At 28.7% G+C, this 16,625-nt stretch carries 14 protein-coding genes; 5 read left to right on the plus strand and 9 right to left on the minus strand.

Annotation, left to right across the window (positions count from 1 at the left end):
• Positions 1-2: 2 nt before the first annotated feature.
• The 3 genes from F3K33_RS15745 to F3K33_RS15755 form a co-directional block, all read right to left on the minus strand.
• Complete coding sequence (locus F3K33_RS15745) at positions 3-377, minus strand: CopY/TcrY family copper transport repressor (protein WP_009170362.1); 375 nt, start codon at positions 375-377, stop codon at positions 3-5.
• 204 nt (positions 378-581) lie between these two features.
• Positions 582-1,547 carry a tRNA dihydrouridine synthase gene (locus F3K33_RS15750; RefSeq protein WP_039773379.1) on the minus strand — a complete coding sequence of 322 codons (966 nt, stop codon included), beginning with the start codon at positions 1,545-1,547 and terminating at the stop codon, positions 582-584.
• A gap of 21 nt (positions 1,548-1,568) precedes the next feature.
• Positions 1,569-2,324 carry a molecular chaperone DnaJ gene (locus tag F3K33_RS15755; protein ID WP_039773380.1) on the minus strand — a complete coding sequence of 252 codons (756 nt, stop codon included), beginning with the start codon at positions 2,322-2,324 and terminating at the stop codon, positions 1,569-1,571.
• Positions 2,325-2,569: 245 nt separating this feature from the next.
• On the opposite strand from F3K33_RS15755, the gene F3K33_RS15760 reads away from it, so the two are divergent.
• Complete coding sequence (locus F3K33_RS15760) at positions 2,570-3,112, plus strand: TetR/AcrR family transcriptional regulator (RefSeq protein WP_039773381.1); 543 nt, start codon at positions 2,570-2,572, stop codon at positions 3,110-3,112.
• 129 nt (positions 3,113-3,241) lie between these two features.
• On the opposite strand, the gene F3K33_RS15765 is transcribed toward F3K33_RS15760, so the two are convergent.
• Positions 3,242-6,376: an MMPL family transporter gene (locus F3K33_RS15765; protein WP_039773382.1), complete on the minus strand. Its 3,135-nt coding sequence runs from the start codon at positions 6,374-6,376 to the stop codon at positions 3,242-3,244.
• A 460-nt stretch (positions 6,377-6,836) separates the two neighbouring features.
• Positions 6,837-7,790: a flavodoxin family protein gene (locus tag F3K33_RS15770; RefSeq protein WP_039773383.1), complete on the minus strand. Its 954-nt coding sequence runs from the start codon at positions 7,788-7,790 to the stop codon at positions 6,837-6,839.
• A 416-nt stretch (positions 7,791-8,206) separates the two neighbouring features.
• Between F3K33_RS15770 and F3K33_RS15775 the strand changes: the two genes are divergently transcribed.
• Positions 8,207-9,463, plus strand: coding sequence for a PucR family transcriptional regulator (locus tag F3K33_RS15775; RefSeq protein WP_039773384.1), 1,257 nt, complete (start codon positions 8,207-8,209; stop codon positions 9,461-9,463).
• Between the two features lie 303 nt (positions 9,464-9,766).
• Here F3K33_RS15775 and F3K33_RS15780 read toward each other — a convergent pair whose 3' ends face one another.
• On the minus strand, positions 9,767-9,976 hold the full coding sequence (locus tag F3K33_RS15780; RefSeq protein ID WP_023974968.1) for an alpha/beta-type small acid-soluble spore protein: 210 nt from the start codon (positions 9,974-9,976) through the stop codon (positions 9,767-9,769).
• A 1,021-nt stretch (positions 9,977-10,997) separates the two neighbouring features.
• On the opposite strand from F3K33_RS15780, the gene F3K33_RS15785 reads away from it, so the two are divergent.
• Together F3K33_RS15785 and F3K33_RS15790 are read left to right on the plus strand one after the other, a co-directional pair.
• Positions 10,998-11,903, plus strand: coding sequence for a YIEGIA family protein (locus F3K33_RS15785; RefSeq protein ID WP_039773385.1), 906 nt, complete (start codon positions 10,998-11,000; stop codon positions 11,901-11,903).
• Between the two features lie 15 nt (positions 11,904-11,918).
• Entirely contained in the window at positions 11,919-12,125 is a 207-nt protein-coding gene (locus tag F3K33_RS15790; RefSeq protein ID WP_012059301.1) for a capping complex subunit for YIEGIA, read from the plus strand.
• 124 nt (positions 12,126-12,249) lie between these two features.
• Here the strand turns inward: F3K33_RS15790 and F3K33_RS15795 are convergent, their stop codons facing one another.
• Positions 12,250-13,020, minus strand: coding sequence for a hypothetical protein (locus tag F3K33_RS15795; RefSeq protein ID WP_039773386.1), 771 nt, complete (start codon positions 13,018-13,020; stop codon positions 12,250-12,252).
• Between the two features lie 293 nt (positions 13,021-13,313).
• Here F3K33_RS15795 and F3K33_RS15800 point away from each other — a divergent pair, with 293 nt between their 5' ends.
• Positions 13,314-13,832: a methyltransferase family protein gene (locus F3K33_RS15800; protein WP_039773387.1), complete on the plus strand. Its 519-nt coding sequence runs from the start codon at positions 13,314-13,316 to the stop codon at positions 13,830-13,832.
• A 247-nt stretch (positions 13,833-14,079) separates the two neighbouring features.
• Here F3K33_RS15800 and F3K33_RS15805 read toward each other — a convergent pair whose 3' ends face one another.
• Both F3K33_RS15805 and F3K33_RS15810 read right to left on the minus strand, forming a co-directional pair.
• Positions 14,080-14,343: a glutaredoxin gene (locus F3K33_RS15805; protein WP_051144895.1), complete on the minus strand. Its 264-nt coding sequence runs from the start codon at positions 14,341-14,343 to the stop codon at positions 14,080-14,082.
• Between the two features lie 909 nt (positions 14,344-15,252).
• Positions 15,253-16,503, minus strand: coding sequence for an APC family permease (locus tag F3K33_RS15810; RefSeq protein WP_039773388.1), 1,251 nt, complete (start codon positions 16,501-16,503; stop codon positions 15,253-15,255).
• Positions 16,504-16,625: the final 122 nt, after the last annotated feature.

Consider the following 16,625-nt stretch of genomic DNA (forward strand, 5'->3'; position numbering starts at 1 on the left):
CACTACTTATTCCTCTCGTCTAATATCCTTTTAAGATCATCTATATCTTCTTTGCTTAAATCACTTTCTTTTATAAAACTTACTAGCATATTTTTAATAGCTCCATTATAAACTTTACTTAAGAACGTTTGATTCTCTGCACGTATGCATTCATTTTCATTTACAATTGGATAATATAAGTATTTTCTGCCTTCTTCTTTAAATCCAAGTGCATTTTTGCTAACTAGTCTGCTTATTAATGTCTTTATTGTTTTTGGCTTCCAATCTTTTGTATCTTCTAATGCCTCAATAATTTGATTTGATGTGCGTGGTGAATCTGTCCAGACAATTTTCATAACTTCCCATTCTGCCTCAGATATCTTAGGTATTTCTCCCATAACTTTCACTCCTCTTTTTTGTATTACAATTGTAATCTATAATTAGAATACAACTGTAATCCTTAATTGTCAATATATGTTTTGAATAAATTTCAGATTAAATATCAATACTATATATGTATCTATTTTAGAATATCTTTTAATTTTCTGCCCAATTAAATAAGACTTGATTTTAATATTGCTATTAAAATCAGGTCCTATTTTTTATTGCTTATTATAAAACAATCCAGCTTCCTTTATAATTTCTTGCTCTGTAAATAAACTTTGCACAGCTTCAGTATAATCGCTTAACTTTTGTGCACTTCTTATTTTTTTAACGTATTCTTTATTATCTGAAAATATGTAAATCATATATCCAAATAGCTCTTTCATTCTATTTATTGCATATGTATCCTCTGGAAACACCTCTATATATCTATTTAAAATTTCATCATGGAAATCTTTTAATATATTTTTGCTTGTATTAATATTATTTTTTATTACGTTAATCAACCCTGGATTAGCAAGTATGCCTCTTCCTAGCATTACTGTATTTACCTCAGGAAAATCCGCTACTAATTTATTATAATCATTAATTGTGAAAATATCTCCATTGTAGCATACTGGGTTATTACTTAGTGATAAGGCATCTCTAAATACACATAAATTAGGTTTATTTCCATAAAAATCTTTTTGTGTTCTAGGGTGAATAATTAACTCTTCCAAAGGATATTTATTGTAAATCTTTATTAGCTCATAAAATTCTTCTGGATTTTCTCTTCCTATTCTAGTTTTTATAGAAATCTTAATATCATCCATCTTGAATATTTCATCTAAAAATGAGTCTAGTTCTTCCCTTTTTGCCAAAAATCCTGAGCCTCTATTCTTTGAAACAACAGTCTTAGCAGGACATCCTAAATTTAAGTTAACTTCGCTATAACCTAGTTGTTGTAATTTTCTAGAAGTATTAATGAAGCCTTCTGCATCGTTAGTAAGTATTTGAGGTACTATGTTCATGCCTTTATTATTTTCAGGTAGGACATCTACAAGCTCTTTAGTCTTAAGACTTCTACTTTCATTTGGGACAATAAAAGGTGTAAAGTATTTATCCACGTTTCCAAAAAACTTTTCATAAGAATTTCTATATATATATTCAGTAATTCCCTCCATGGGTGCTAAATAGTATTTCATTTAATAACTCCTTCATGTATCCTAAAAAACAAAGCCTTTTAATACATCATTTATTGTTTGTAAAACTTTTAATAATAACTTTAAGATGTATGGTAAGAAAAATGATGCTAATAATACTGCACCAGCCAAAATTAATATATTATAATTTATCGTTTGTCCCATTTTAACCTGATATAAGTGTATGGCTCCCACAGATATAGATCCAACGATTAATACTTTAGTTGCTATCCACGAAATTATGTTTATAACCTGTAATACTGCTATTATTACTGACAATACAACTATAAATGGGAACGCCAATATCTTAAATGGCAGCATAATCAAATTAAATGCCTTTTTAGTATCATTTTGCGATTTTTTTTCGGCTGCTCTTTGTTTTCTTCCTTTTTCCTCTTTATCATCGTTTAAACTATTTTTTCTCTCTTTATTTCTTGAAGTTTCTTTTCTCTTTAGATTATTACTTTTCCCTCCAGAACTTTTTGCTTTACTTTTAGAATTACGCCTACTTGTATAAGCTTCATCTTCATTACTATAATCTTTTTCTTTTTGTATTTCTTTTGGATTTATAGCTACTGTTAAATTTTCTTTAACCGATTGATTTTCATCTAAGCTGATTAAAGCTTCATAAGCCTCATCAAATATCTTTAAAAATTGATTAAGTCTTTTTTCATTAACCACTTCTTTTTTTATTTTCTCTACTTGCATTTCATAAGCTTTTTTTATCTCTTCTTTCGATGCATTCTTTTCTACGCCTAATAATTTATGGTAATCTGTCATTACTTCTCTCCATTTCTTTAAATTAGGATAATCCTATTTTAATTTTAACCTTAGTACTCCTTAAAGTATTATACTTAAAATTATAATCAATTTAAAGCACTGACTTTATACAATTCTATTACAATTATCTATTTCAATTAGGATTTATTAATACTTTTTGTAATTATAGCCAAACTACTTAATATATAATGATTAATTTATTTAATATTCGCTAATCATAACTGCTTACTTGGAGGTTTTTTATTATGGAGCAAAATAAAGTAGATAGACGTATACGAAAAACTAAGAAAGTTTTAATAGAAGCCTTAACAAAACTTATGTCTGAAAAGAAAATAAATAAGATTACTGTTAAAGAACTTACTGACTTGGCTGATGTTAACAGATCAACTTTCTATCTTTATTACAATGATATATATGATATGTTAGAAAAAATCGAAACAGGATTATTCAATGATTTTACTGAGGCCTATGACAAATTTTCAGAAGAAACAGCCTCCTATGATAATTTATTATCATTTTTAACTTATTTACTTGAATTCATAAAAACCAATGCAGATATGTTTAAAATATTACTTGGACATGATGGAGATTATGCTTTTATAGAAAAATTTAAGAACTTTATAAAATATGCTAATTTACCAGTAAACAGTTCATTTTCTAATACAAAAGCCCATTATTACATTCCTTATACAATCTCAGGGTTTATTGGAGTTGTACAACAGTGGCTTAATGATGATATGAATGTTCCACCTAAAGATTTAGCTGCTACCATAATAGAAATGTTCTAACTTAATATTATCTTTATAATCTCTCTATTCCAATCATCAAATTATACCTATATCCATATAGTATATACTTGTTGTAATGCAAAAAATAAAGGTGCCACAATTTTTTCGGCACCTTTATTTTGATTAAATCTATATTTCTTCTATATAATTATTATTTTTCATTGCTTGTGCAATTTCTTTCATTTTAGTATTCGATTTTTTTGAAATATCTTCTGATAGTGACATAAGCGCTGGTATTGCTATTGGAAGTAAAACAAAAGCTAATAGGAATAATCCTATAACAACAGCTATTGCAAGTTCCATTAATATAACAATATTCGAAGGATATAAAGTAGCGAAAGTTCCAGCTAAAATAATAGCTGCTGACATTACTACTCCACCTATTTTTCTTGATGCTAAAACTATAGCTTCTTTTGCAGAAATATTTGGATATTCCTTAAAACGCATCATCAAGAATATACTATAATCAACACCAAGTGCAGCTATCATTATAAATGAGAAGAAAGGAACATTCCAAGACAACCCTTCTGCTGCACTGCTAAATAACATTTTTGATATAAACGCTGTTGATGATAAAGCTGCATAATAAGCCACTCCAAGTGAACCTACTATATAAACTGGAATCCAAAATGACCTTATTACAATAACTAGTAATATAAATATAGCTCCTAATACTATTATTTGAGTAAAAGTTATATCATGTGTTGCAACATTACTTAAATCATTAGAATTAGCTGTTGCCCCTGCAACTCCATATTTTACATTAGAAAGCTTTGTACCACTGAGGTTATTTTGAACTACAGTACTTATATTATCTATAAGATTAATTGAAGAATCAGAATATGGCTCTGAATCTAAAGTTATAGTTAACTTCGCTATTTTTCTATCTTTAGACATATATGCATCAAACATTTTACTTATATCTGAATTACTAAAAGCTTCATCTGGTATATAAAAACTTTTTGTATTAGTAAGCTGATTTAAAAAATCGTTACTCTTATCAATTCCATTTGATATACTAGACAATCCATTACTGCTTCCGTTTAATCCATCCTTTAGTTTTGTCATTCCTCCACTAAGATTATTTAATCCATTGTATAAGGAATCTTGTCCTGTTTTAATTTTATCAGCACCATTTTTTAGTTGCGACATACTTGAAATAACTTGTTCTTGTCCAGCACTACCTTGCTTTAATCCATTAGAAAGTGCTTTGGCACCATTCTCAAGTTCATTAATACCTTTTGCAAACTCTGAATCTGAACTTGTACTAGCAATAACTGTTTTTAAACCATCATTGACCTGATTCAAGCCTGAAGTAAGTTTATCGTAGTTATTATTAGCAGTATTCATTGCTGAAGTAATGCTATCTAGTGAAGAACCTAATTTGTTAATCATCTCTTTAAGTGCTGCTACATCTGGATCATTTGGTAATTTTTCATCAACTTTTGCGATACTTCCTTGCATCATTGATGACATCTGCTTTAATTGACTTATAGATGTCTCTAGGGACTTATATCCTTCTCCAAGTGTATTATATCCATTGTTTATTTCTGTGATTTTGCTTGAAATATTATTAAGTCCACCATTTATTTGAGCTAAGCCTGATTTAAGCTGCCCTATACCTGATGCTAGGTTATCTGCACCATTTGCTCCTTGTGCAATTCCATCATTGATTTTTACTAATCCATTAGTTATTGCATCCATTCCACCTTCAAGATTACCAGTACCTTCAGATAGATTTTTAACTGATGAAAAATCTGGAGCTGATAGACTGTTATCCATCTTGTTTAATCCATCCTTAACCTTTCCAATCCCATCATTTGCACTAGATAATCCATTCACTACAGTATCTGTCTGCTTATTTGTATAAAAATTATCTATTATAGTTCCCATAGGCTGAGTTGGTCCTGATACTTCTTTTATTCCCTTTACTCCTTTAAGCTTTTCAGTAATATTATCTATAACTGCTAAATCTTCATTATTGTCCAAAGGTTCATCGCTTTCTAAAACAACAGTAGTCTGCATAACCTTTCCTGCACTGAACTTGTCTGTAATAATATTAAAGCCTTTTACAGATTCATTTGAATCACTTAAATCCTTAATATTATCAAAAGATAATTTATTTGCATTAAGTGCTATTACAGGAGTAAGTATTGCTGCAACAACTAACAATGAAACTACTGGATGCTTAACTGACATTGAAGTTATTCTTCCCCATAAACCACTTTCTTTATGACCACTTGCTTGTTTAGAAGGCCAAAATAACTTACTACCTAATAATTTCATAGCTATAGGAGTAAAAGTAAACATTTCTACTAAAAGAATAGCTATGCCTATAGCAACAGCATTAGCTGATCTATATATAGAAAATTGTACAAAAGTTAAACTTGCAAAAGCCATTAAAACTGTTAAGCCGCTATATAATATTGTCTTACCTGAAGTTTTATAACTGTTTATAATAGCTTCATCTATAGTTAATCCATTAGATAACTCTTCTTTAAATCTATTAAGTAAGAGTATATGATAATCTGTTCCAATTCCAAAAAGTACTAAACATATGAACATTTGAGTGAAACTTGTAATAGGAAAATTAAATTTATTAACTAGCACACCTATAATACCCATTGATGATACATATGATACCCCTACTGCTAGAAGCGTTACTAAAGGTGTAACAACTGAACGGAACATAAGCACTAGTACAACTAATATAAACCCTATAGTTATTAAAGCACTTTTATCAACACTCTTTGCTACTTCATTTTGATAATCATTATTTATGGCAAGCGAACCTGTGATATAATGATTTACCTTAACATCTTTGATTTCATTATTAAAATCTTGTATTACAGCATTACTATCTCTTTCACCTTTATCAAAGGAAATTGATACAAGTACAGTTGTATTATCTTTTGATATCATTTGATCTTTTGCTTCAGGCTTACTGAATGGATCTATAATATCATTTATTTTCAATTTTTCTTTATTTTCATTTAATTTATCTATACCTTGTTCAATATCATTCAGATCATCATCTGAGAGTTCCTTATCGCTATTAAATACTAATAACAATGAATCTCCTTTAGAATCACCCATTTTATTTATCATTTCTTGAGCAACTACAGATGGTGAGTTTTCACTTATAGTAGCTCCACCCTTCTGACTTAGTACCGCATTAAAATTTGGTTGATTAATTACGAATACTATTGTGGCTATAATCCATATAAGCAATATACTAAAACGATGCTTTAATATTTTTCTCATAAATTCATCCTCCGTTAATAGTCATTGTTTTGTCGACATGTGTATATTATATTTTGATGGATTTCTCATTTCAATCATCAATATTATAAAAGCTTGTTGGATATAAGACACATTAATAAAAACTGTCGAATAACTTACGAAATACTGTGTATAATAATTTAAGTAATTTATGAAAAGAATAGAATGAATAATATTCAATATCCTGTTCAGGAAAATTTATATGATAAATTTCTACTTAAAACTTAATATGATTTTTTCAAGATGTGAATGCATTTTCTCTTTTATTTTTTCTTAATCTGCATTATTTATAATTCATGTAAGCAGACCACACTATACTCGTACTTAACTTTAATGCAGCTTTCTACGAAATAAAAAAATGAATAACGCCATTAAATGACATCATTCATTTTCCAATTCTATAACCTTTTTTAACTACATACCTCTAGTAATACGGCATTAATTATTTATTGATTTCAATTGTAGGAAATTTTAATTCCTTATATTTTGCAAATTTTTCTTTAACAACTGTCAAATTCTCGTCTGTATAGAAACCACCCTGTGTATGCATAATTTCCTTTACATGATGTCCTCTGCCTTCAACAGATGTACGATCACGAATTAATCCATCTTCTTGGATAACAAATTTCCATTTTCCTTCTTCTGTCTTCTCTAAGTTTCCACCAGCGCCACAAACTTGACATTCAACTGGATAATGTAGCCCGTCCCATTGCACTTCTCCAAGAATTAATGCATTTGAATGGCAATGTGGGCACCATCCCATACCTTCTTCTCCAAGCCAAGTTCTTTCTTCTACTGGAGTATTTAATGATTTCATTATATTTTCACCCATTTTATGAGCACGTTCTATCATATCATCGTATAATAAGCACTGTTTTGGTGCCGGAACCCTTGTTGCTAAATACATATCAACTACTTTAAAATCATTTGTAAAACATGTAGCCTGCATGCTCTCAAGTGCCATTGACTGCCAAGAACGAGTAGATCCTCCAACTGCGATTAAACCTGCAACTCTATCCTTATGTTCAATTGCACCAATAAATTCTAGGAATGCTGATTCATATGCTAGATTTCTATGCATGAATTTTGAAAATGTTGCTGTTGGCATTAAGTCATATGTTGGTGCTGTTGCAATTATAGCATCTACATTTAACATCACTTTCATAATTTCTTCCTTATCATCTTTTTTACTTAACGTACATCCAACATTTTTTCCATTACTCATCCCATGTGTACAAGCTGTACACCCTGAACATTCCATAATATTATAATCTCTTAAATTAATCATCTTAACATCTGCACCTTGTTCTTGACATGCAAGTAATGCTTCCTTTAATAAGATTTCTGAATTTGAATCTTTTCTTCCTGCTGTAATACCTAATACTGTAAAACTCATTAATACTTCTCCTTTAATAGCTCAATATTTTGTTAAAATCAGTTTATACTTTTGCAGTTTCTAATTATAATCTAATATAGATACCTAATTAAGACCTGAACTTATGCATATGACTCGCCGAAATGAATAACATACTTTTGTTCCATTTTAGCTTGTCAAACTGAAAGTTGGAGCATGCTAAAGTGGATACAACCTGCTGCTTAGAAGCTTCAGCGATATTTTCATAGCTTTTCGGAACAAAATATTTATGATTTCGGTAAGTTACTACATAAATTTAGAAATTGCAAAAACAAACGATTTACCATAATTTTAGCATTATAGAAAATGTCATTCATCAAAAATAAGTCTTAAAATAATGCCCTTAAGTTTATAATGTTTAGACATTTTTTCAATTTAAACGAAATAAGGAGAATTTAATGAAAAAGGAATACGATTTATATAAGAAAAGATATGAACTTTATGATAGTTTATTTGTTCAAAATAATATTGATGATATTCTTAGCATAGCTGAGAACTTTTTAGGAAATCCTATTTTTATTTTAGATACAAGCTATCGACTCATCACTCGTTCTAATCTAGCTAAGTGTGAAAATTCAAGTATTGAAACCCATAATGGTGAAGATTATTTATTATCAGGTATTATTAGTTTAATGAAAGAAAATAAATGCATGGATACTATTTATAAAACAAATAATTCATTTTTTCATTATTCCGATGAAAATTTAATATTTTGCTCTATTAAAGTTAATGGAATTTCAATAGGATATATAAGTGTTCTTCAACGTAATCGTGATTTTGAAGATGAAGATTTAGAACTTACAAATATATTATCCAATTTACTTTCTATTCAAATACAAAAAGAAAATCTATTTATAAGTAATTCAGGTTTAGATGAGGAATATTATTTGATGGATTTATTGGTAAATGACATAGATAATTTGGAATATGCCAGTGAACGCTTAAAATATAGTAGCTTTACTTTAAGTAAATACAATCTAATCCTTTCAATCCCCTTCAAACAGAAATATGAGGATTATAGACATAACTTTGGATTAAGAGAATTAATTCAAAGACTTAAAGGTATACTTGGAAATTGTATCTCAACTTATTATAAGGATACAATTATTTTTCTTATTAGCAGTGATAATGAACAAATTATCAGTGAATACATAAAAGAGAATCTATTAGAATTTTTAAAACTAAATAATTTAAGATGTGGAGCTAGTATTAATTTTAATAATTTATTGGATATAAAAGATTACTTTAAGCAATCAATATGCGCTTTAAAGCTATCATCATATATGAAAATCCATAGTAATATAAGTTATTTTGAAGATTACATTGAATATTATCTTATTCATATATCTGCAAGTTCAAAAGAAAATAATGATTTACCTAGAATTGATATAACAACCTTAGTTAACCCTCTAATAAAAAAGCTTATTAAATACGATGAGAAGAATAAAACTGAATTATTTATAACCCTAAAAACTTACTTACAATGTAATAGAAATGCCAATCATACATCAAATAAATTAAATATACATAGAAGCACATTATTTTATCGTTTTAATAAGATTCAAAGTTTACTTGATATTTCTTTGGAAGACAGTAATAATTTATTTAGATTAGAATTATCAATTAAAATTTTAAATTACAATGAATTTTCTTAAGCTTTACCTAAATATTATGTAACAACTTTTAATACTGCCTAATATATTGTTAGTATAACAAATGATTTTGATTAACAAAGGATAAATGGGCTATGAAAAAGTGTTGCAAAAAATTTTGCAAGACTTGCTCTAATGTATATTCAATTTAAATTCTGTATTAATTTAAATAAAGGCAAGTATATTATATTAAAAAAATAGACCTAAAAGATTTGTTAATTCAATCTTTTAGGTCTTGTTGTTTAAGATATAAAATTTCGCTTTATATCTTAAACAGCTATTTTCATGCTCTTAGTCTTATGCTTATTACTTAAGACCTTGTTCGTAATCTTCGATCATATGTTTTACCATATATCCGCCAACATATCCATTTTGTCTTGAAGAAAGGTTTCCTTTATCCATGCTTTCATAATTGCTTAATCCAACTTCTGAAGCAACCTCAGTTTTTAATCTGTTTAATCCTTGTTTTGCTTCTGGTACTAATGTTCTATTTCTTCCACTATTATTTGATGACATATGCATCTACCTCCCTTAATTAATATAAATTTTGCTTGGCAGTAATATATTAACCAGTATGATAATTTATAACCTATAAAAATACTAGTAAAAGTAGCACCTATAGCTTGTATTACATACTTTTCCTTGTTTAAGAATTATATTTCATTTTAGTTCATAATCTCCTATTAGCTTATTCTTAAAATATTAACCTTTTAACAGATGTTTACGATCATATTTTTTATCCTAATATAGAAATATTTCCATACCAATTAGAATCTTCAGGGATATTTTCATAGCTTTTTGGAACAAAGTATTTATGATTTCTTCGGTAAGTTACCAAATAAATTTGAAACTTATATAGATAAACAATTTAAGAATTTCATTTAAACTTTGCAATAAATACCATACTAGAAAGCAGAAACATTTTTATGAAACAGGCATTGAAAATGAGCTGTTAAAAGCCCTTAATTGTAGGTTATTCCCAATTCTTGTCACAATGAAATTTGGAGCAAGCATTAGCGGTAAAACCTGCAATTTAGTTCTTTCAGTGAAATTTTCATAGTCCTGTGAAATAAAAATATCTCTTCTTTTGGTGGATGATTGAATAAGCCTAAGTATAGTTTATAAAATATCTTCCAACCAGAAATGAGTGATATACTTTTGTGGAATGTTTCATTGGTAATTTTGATGGATGTGATTCTTTGGCTATAAGTTGTTCCAAATGTGCTAGTTCAAAAAGTGAGAATCGAAATTTTATATTTCGTTCTTCGAACTTTCTCTGTGAGCGCTTGTTCTTTGAGACTAGCACTTTGGGCGCAACTTTATAGCCTTAGAATCACCCATCATAATTTCCTTAGAAACTGGAGCAACAGCATAATTCCTATTTCGGCGAGTTGTATGCATAAGTTCAAGTTATATACTGTTTATCTATATAGGTCTCAAATTTCAAGATAATTGTATATTTTTTATATATAATGCAGAAAATTAATATATAAAATTGGTTATTTATATTCTAACTACTAAATATTCGGAGGCTCATATGGAAAAAGAAATCCTTTCTCAGTATTATATATTTTTAATCTTAATACCAATACTATGTGGTACTGTTGCTAGATATATTACCCTAGTAGTTGATTACAGGCAGTATCCCAGCTATCCAAATGGATATTTAATTCATTTAGTAGCTGGATTCATATCTTCTGGAATAGGCGCTATTGCAATTCCAGCCATTCTCGAAAGGAACTTTGAAGCAATAACATTCCTAGTTCTTGCTACTGAGCAGTTTAGAGAAGTACGAAAAATAGAGAAAGAAAGTCTTCAAGATCTTGATAATGTGGAACATGTTTTTAGAGGAGAAGCTTACATTGATGGCATTGCCAAAACTTTTGAAGCGAGAAATTATTTATCATTGTTAGTTTCTTTTTTAACTAGCTTAACCATGCACCTTGTGCCTCATAACATCATTCTAATAAATATATTAAGCGGTATTTTAGCTGGAGGAATAATTTTTTATATACTCAAAAATTTTTCAAAAGGTAAATCTATCGGGGATATTGCTCAAGTAAAGCTAGCCAAAATAACTGTAAAAAATTCCGAACTCTATGTGGATGATATATTTGTTACAAATCATTTAGGTACAGATAGGGCAAGGAATTTAGTTAAAGATGGTGGCATGGCAGCTATAATTTATCCAAATGAAAGGCACTTCAACAGAATAATTGATCACCACGGTCAAAGGCAGGCCATAATATTTGAAGCGTGCAGAATGTTAGGACTAAAAAGATATCACTATACTAAATGTGACTACGAAACAGGAAGAGTCGCTGTTATGCTAGTTCCAATAATTTATAATGAAGGCTCTTTTATAGAAACAATAAAGAAAACCCCTCTTTTAGAGAGTATAAAAAAGAGTTCTAGTTTAATGAAATCTAATCTTAATAAATAGAAAGGCAGGAATACCATGGGTACAGATTTTTATAATACTGGTTATGAAATAATAGCATATATAACCCTATCTAAAGATAGGGCACAAAATGGAAACCCCTTAATTTTAGTTGCCCAAACTCAAGAGGAGCAAAAGCAGTTAACTGATGATATTTCAAAGGCTTTAAGGGCAGAAGTAGTTCAACTTACTTGCGGCGATTATATGATTATTAGCAAAAACTAACTAAATAAACCTAGTGGCATGCTCAAGATAATTGACATTAAAACTGATATTTGAATACCTAATGCTGACAGCAGTGATTATGCTTTAACATTTAGAAATATATAATTCACGATACACAGTTCTATTAGAAACAATTTTTATCTATTGGAAATTTTATATTTAATCCTGCTAAATAAAGATTTACCGGTATAGGTGTTGCATAATTATTATTTGGAAAATATAATCCTGGATCGCCTTCTAACCTATTTAATGCCAATAATATAGTATAATTAAGTTCTGTTATATTTATTTGATAGTTTACAAAAGTCGCAATAGCATTGCCATTAGATATAACGAATGTTAACATATAATTAAATTCTGCTGCATTTTTTGATTGAGACTCGTTATCTCCTTCGCTTTTATCTGACTTCTCACCCATTTCATCCTTTTGGGATTCCTTGGATTTTTCATTCATTTCTGCATCAGATTGATTTTCTTCATTATTTTCTTCACATATATTTTGAAGACATTCATGTATTAGTAAATCAATCTTTTCATCTGGGTGAATTGGTTTAGTTTTGTCATACTTAATGACACCCATTTGAACTTGATTAATAAATAGACCAATTATAAATGTTGTAATGCTAATCTCAACATTAGTTTCAAGAGCTTCACCTAAACTGCCTGTAGTACCATTATTTGAAGCACTTGTAGTAATAAATGTATATATTTTATTAGCATTTCTATAAATCAACTCTCCATCTAATACCAATATATTTTCATTTTCTAAATATTCCGCACATGGTGGAATAACTGCATCTGCAAATGGATTGGGATTGCATTGCGATTTCCTTTGTTTATTTGTTTTCTTACTACCTCTACATTTTCTATCTTTCTTACATTTACACTTCTTCATATGTATCCCTAATTACAATTAATATAATAATATAGTATGAATCATCATTATATTATGCTCACTAAAATCCCACAAAATTAATTCATAAAAACTTTATAGTTCAAAGCAATGTAGCATATTCATATACCAAAGTAAAAGATTTAAAAAATAGAGAACTAATTCATGTGTGAGATTTTGTAAGTTATGTTATAATAAGTATTATACAGGACTATAATCTAATGAACAATGGTTAGAAAAGGCGAACTAACTAAAATAGAAATGATATAGAGCAAAAAACTAAAAGGTGGGGTAAAATGAATGCATTTTTGACAGTAATACCACTAATACTTATTAGGTATGGGATTTTAAGTATAATAGACAAAGAATCACTTAAACGTGCGGGTTTCTTTGCTCCATTAATCGGAAGAGAAAAAGTAGCATTCTGGGTTTATCAAATTACAACCGTACTTATTTTACTATACCCACTATTACTCAAAATCAAAACTGACTCTGATTGGTTTTACATAGGTTTAGGAGTATATAGTTTAGGAATTATTTTATATGCCGTATCTATAGTAAATTATGCTAAGCCTAAAATGAATGGAATAAATTTAAACGGATTATACCCAGTATCCCGCAATCCTATGTACATTGCATATTTTATTTATTTTTTAGGGTGTGCATTGCTAACACATTCCTTGATATTACTTGCGTTATTAATCTGTTTTCAAGTATCCGCACACTGGATTATTCTTTCAGAAGAAAGATGGTGTATTAAGAAATTCGGAGAAGAGTATATAAAATATATGAATAAAGTGAGACGTTATATTTAGGCCGTTGTGATATAACTCTATTATTCAAGTTATGGTTTGTGTTCTTCTTATATTATTCACCAAAGAAAATATTTGTAATGTAGTACATATACAATATTGAGCATTATAGGTGGACAATCCACCTATAATTTTCAAGGCTATATTTCAACATTATCTTAAAACATAGCCTATTTATTAATAATGAAATCCTGTTTTTTATCCATTTGACTAGCATACAATCTAAAAATCCTCTACTATGTAAACTCCCCTATCTATTTTTCATAGATTCTTCTATTGCATAATTTTTATCAAGTGTTATAACTCCATTATCCAAAACAAAACATGGTATCCCTATTCTCTTTTCATCTTTAACATCATCAAATAGTGAATTTTCATCACGAATTGCAACAAATTCCTTCAAAGCTTTTATATCTTCGCAAAAATCTCTATAATCAAAGTTAATATTTTTTTCTTTTAGTTCCTCTATAGCCTTTAATGTAGATGGACACACATTACTTCCATAAATCTTCATAATAAAACATCCTTTCATTTGTATCTTTTGCTTTCTTAAAAATATTTTTACTGTGGTTCATGATTCTTTATATAGATAAACAATATATAACTTAGACTTATGAAATAATCCACCGAAAGTAAAAACATTGTTATTTCACAGGACTATGAAAATTTCGCTGAAAGTGCTAAATTGAAGGTTGCACCACTAATGCTTGCTCCCAATTTCATTGTGACAAGCATTAGTTGAACAACCTACAATTAAAAACTTTTAACAGCTCATTTTCAATGCCTGCTACATAAAAATGTTTCTACTTTCTAGTATGGTATTTATTGCAAAGTGCAAATCAAATTCTTAAGTTGTTTATCTATATAGGTATCTAGCTCTAAAATTAAATTTATGTGGTAACTTACCAAAATCATAAATGTTTTGTTCCATTTTAGCTTATCAAACTAAGAATTGGAGTATACTAAAATGAAACAAACGCTAGCGAAAACTCGACTCATATTCGTTCGCTTAGTAAACAATTCTTACCAAATCAAAGATGCACTGTTACGACCCTTGTAGTTACAAATATATTTATGATTTCTAGTGAAGATACGAACTTAAAGTCTTAGCAACTTTGTAAATATGTTCATCTAATAAGAAGAATCTAATCCCCATACTTTAATAATTATTTTTTTCAAAATAATTATATTTATACATTTTGATACCATAAATCAAATTTGAAATATCAAAATAATGTACATATAGATACAATTACAATATATATTTATACTATGAAATATATCCAAACTAGAAATAAGAATTATGCTTTTGTAACCACAAGGGTCATAATATGAAATGTTTCATTAGGAACTGGAACAACAGCATGATCCTTATTTCGGTTAGCTATATGATAAACAGCTAATTTAGCTTTCTTTTAAAAATTTAATTTTTTAGTTTCTGCTGAAACTGTGGTATGCTCTTATACATGCTCATTAGGCTCACTACAACTAATAGAGTCCATCCTATTGGTGATGAAAATGCTAGTAATATAACTAATATTATAATAAGCAATATTATTGATACTTTTATAATGATACCATCTATACATTTGAGACTAGCAATAAGTCCAAGAAGTGCATTACATATAAAAAATGTATTTGCAATTCCTACTGTCCATTCTACAGTAATATAATTGTAGTGAATAAGGACAATAAGTATGCAATGAAATATAGTTAATACTAATAAAGCTCTTTTAGGCGATCTCTCTGATTCTTTCTTTCTTAAAAAAGCAGGAAGCATGCCATTTTCTGCTCTTGCAGCCATTTGTCTTGTAACAGCACCTAATATCATGATCAATGTGGCATAACACAATCCAGCCGCTACAATTCCCATAACAATATAAGATAAGTTACCGAATAAAGGAATAAGAATCAAACTCACATTAATGTCTGTTTCTTTTGTAATAATTTGATTTCCTAAACTGTTCTGCAAAGCAAAAGTAGTCAATAAATATATAAAAATAACAGCTGATAAACTTATTTTCATAGCACGCATAAGCGTTTTCTCTGGATTCATGACCTCTTCAACATAACTTCCAATTACTTCCCACCCTATAATTGCCCAAAATAATAGCAAAAGCGTAGATCCAAGAGTTGTAATTGGTGGCATACCACTTGGAAAAGTTACATTATCTTGCTTTAAAAGATTAAAAACACTGCCTATAATAAGAATAAGTCCAGTAAGTGAAGAGAGTACTAAAGTAACCTTTCCCATTGCAGTTATTCCCATTAATAGCACAGCTATATTAAGAAATAATAATATAAAAATTACAAGAGTCCTATAATTATTTGCTCCCTGAAACATGTTACAAATAAATCCAGAAGCCGTATATAAAACAGCTACAGGTCCAAAGCAGACAGCTGCTGTTAAATAATTCGAAGATAATTCCCTAAAATTTTGTCCAAGCTTCTCACCAATTACCACATTCACCCCTTCATTACTCAAAGTTAATATGCTCATTTTTGTAAATATGTAAGCAAATATAATACCCATAAGCATAGTTATTATCCAAGCAATAATCGCTTTGTCTCCAATCATATGAATCGCAATAGGTGGTAAAAGTACAATACCTGAACCTAAAATTGGACCTATCATCAGTCCACTTATAGAAATAGTATTTAGTTTTTTATTCATTTTTCCCCTCCTTGGTGTTGATTATCTTATTATAAGAGGGGTTAATCCATTTGTAAAATTGAAATTTTAAATGCAGCATATCAATAATTTTGATGATTAAAAATTTTCTATTTAACAAAACA

This window comes from Clostridium beijerinckii (assembly GCF_008705175.1).
Taxonomy (GTDB): Bacteria; Bacillota; Clostridia; order Clostridiales; family Clostridiaceae; genus Clostridium; species Clostridium beijerinckii.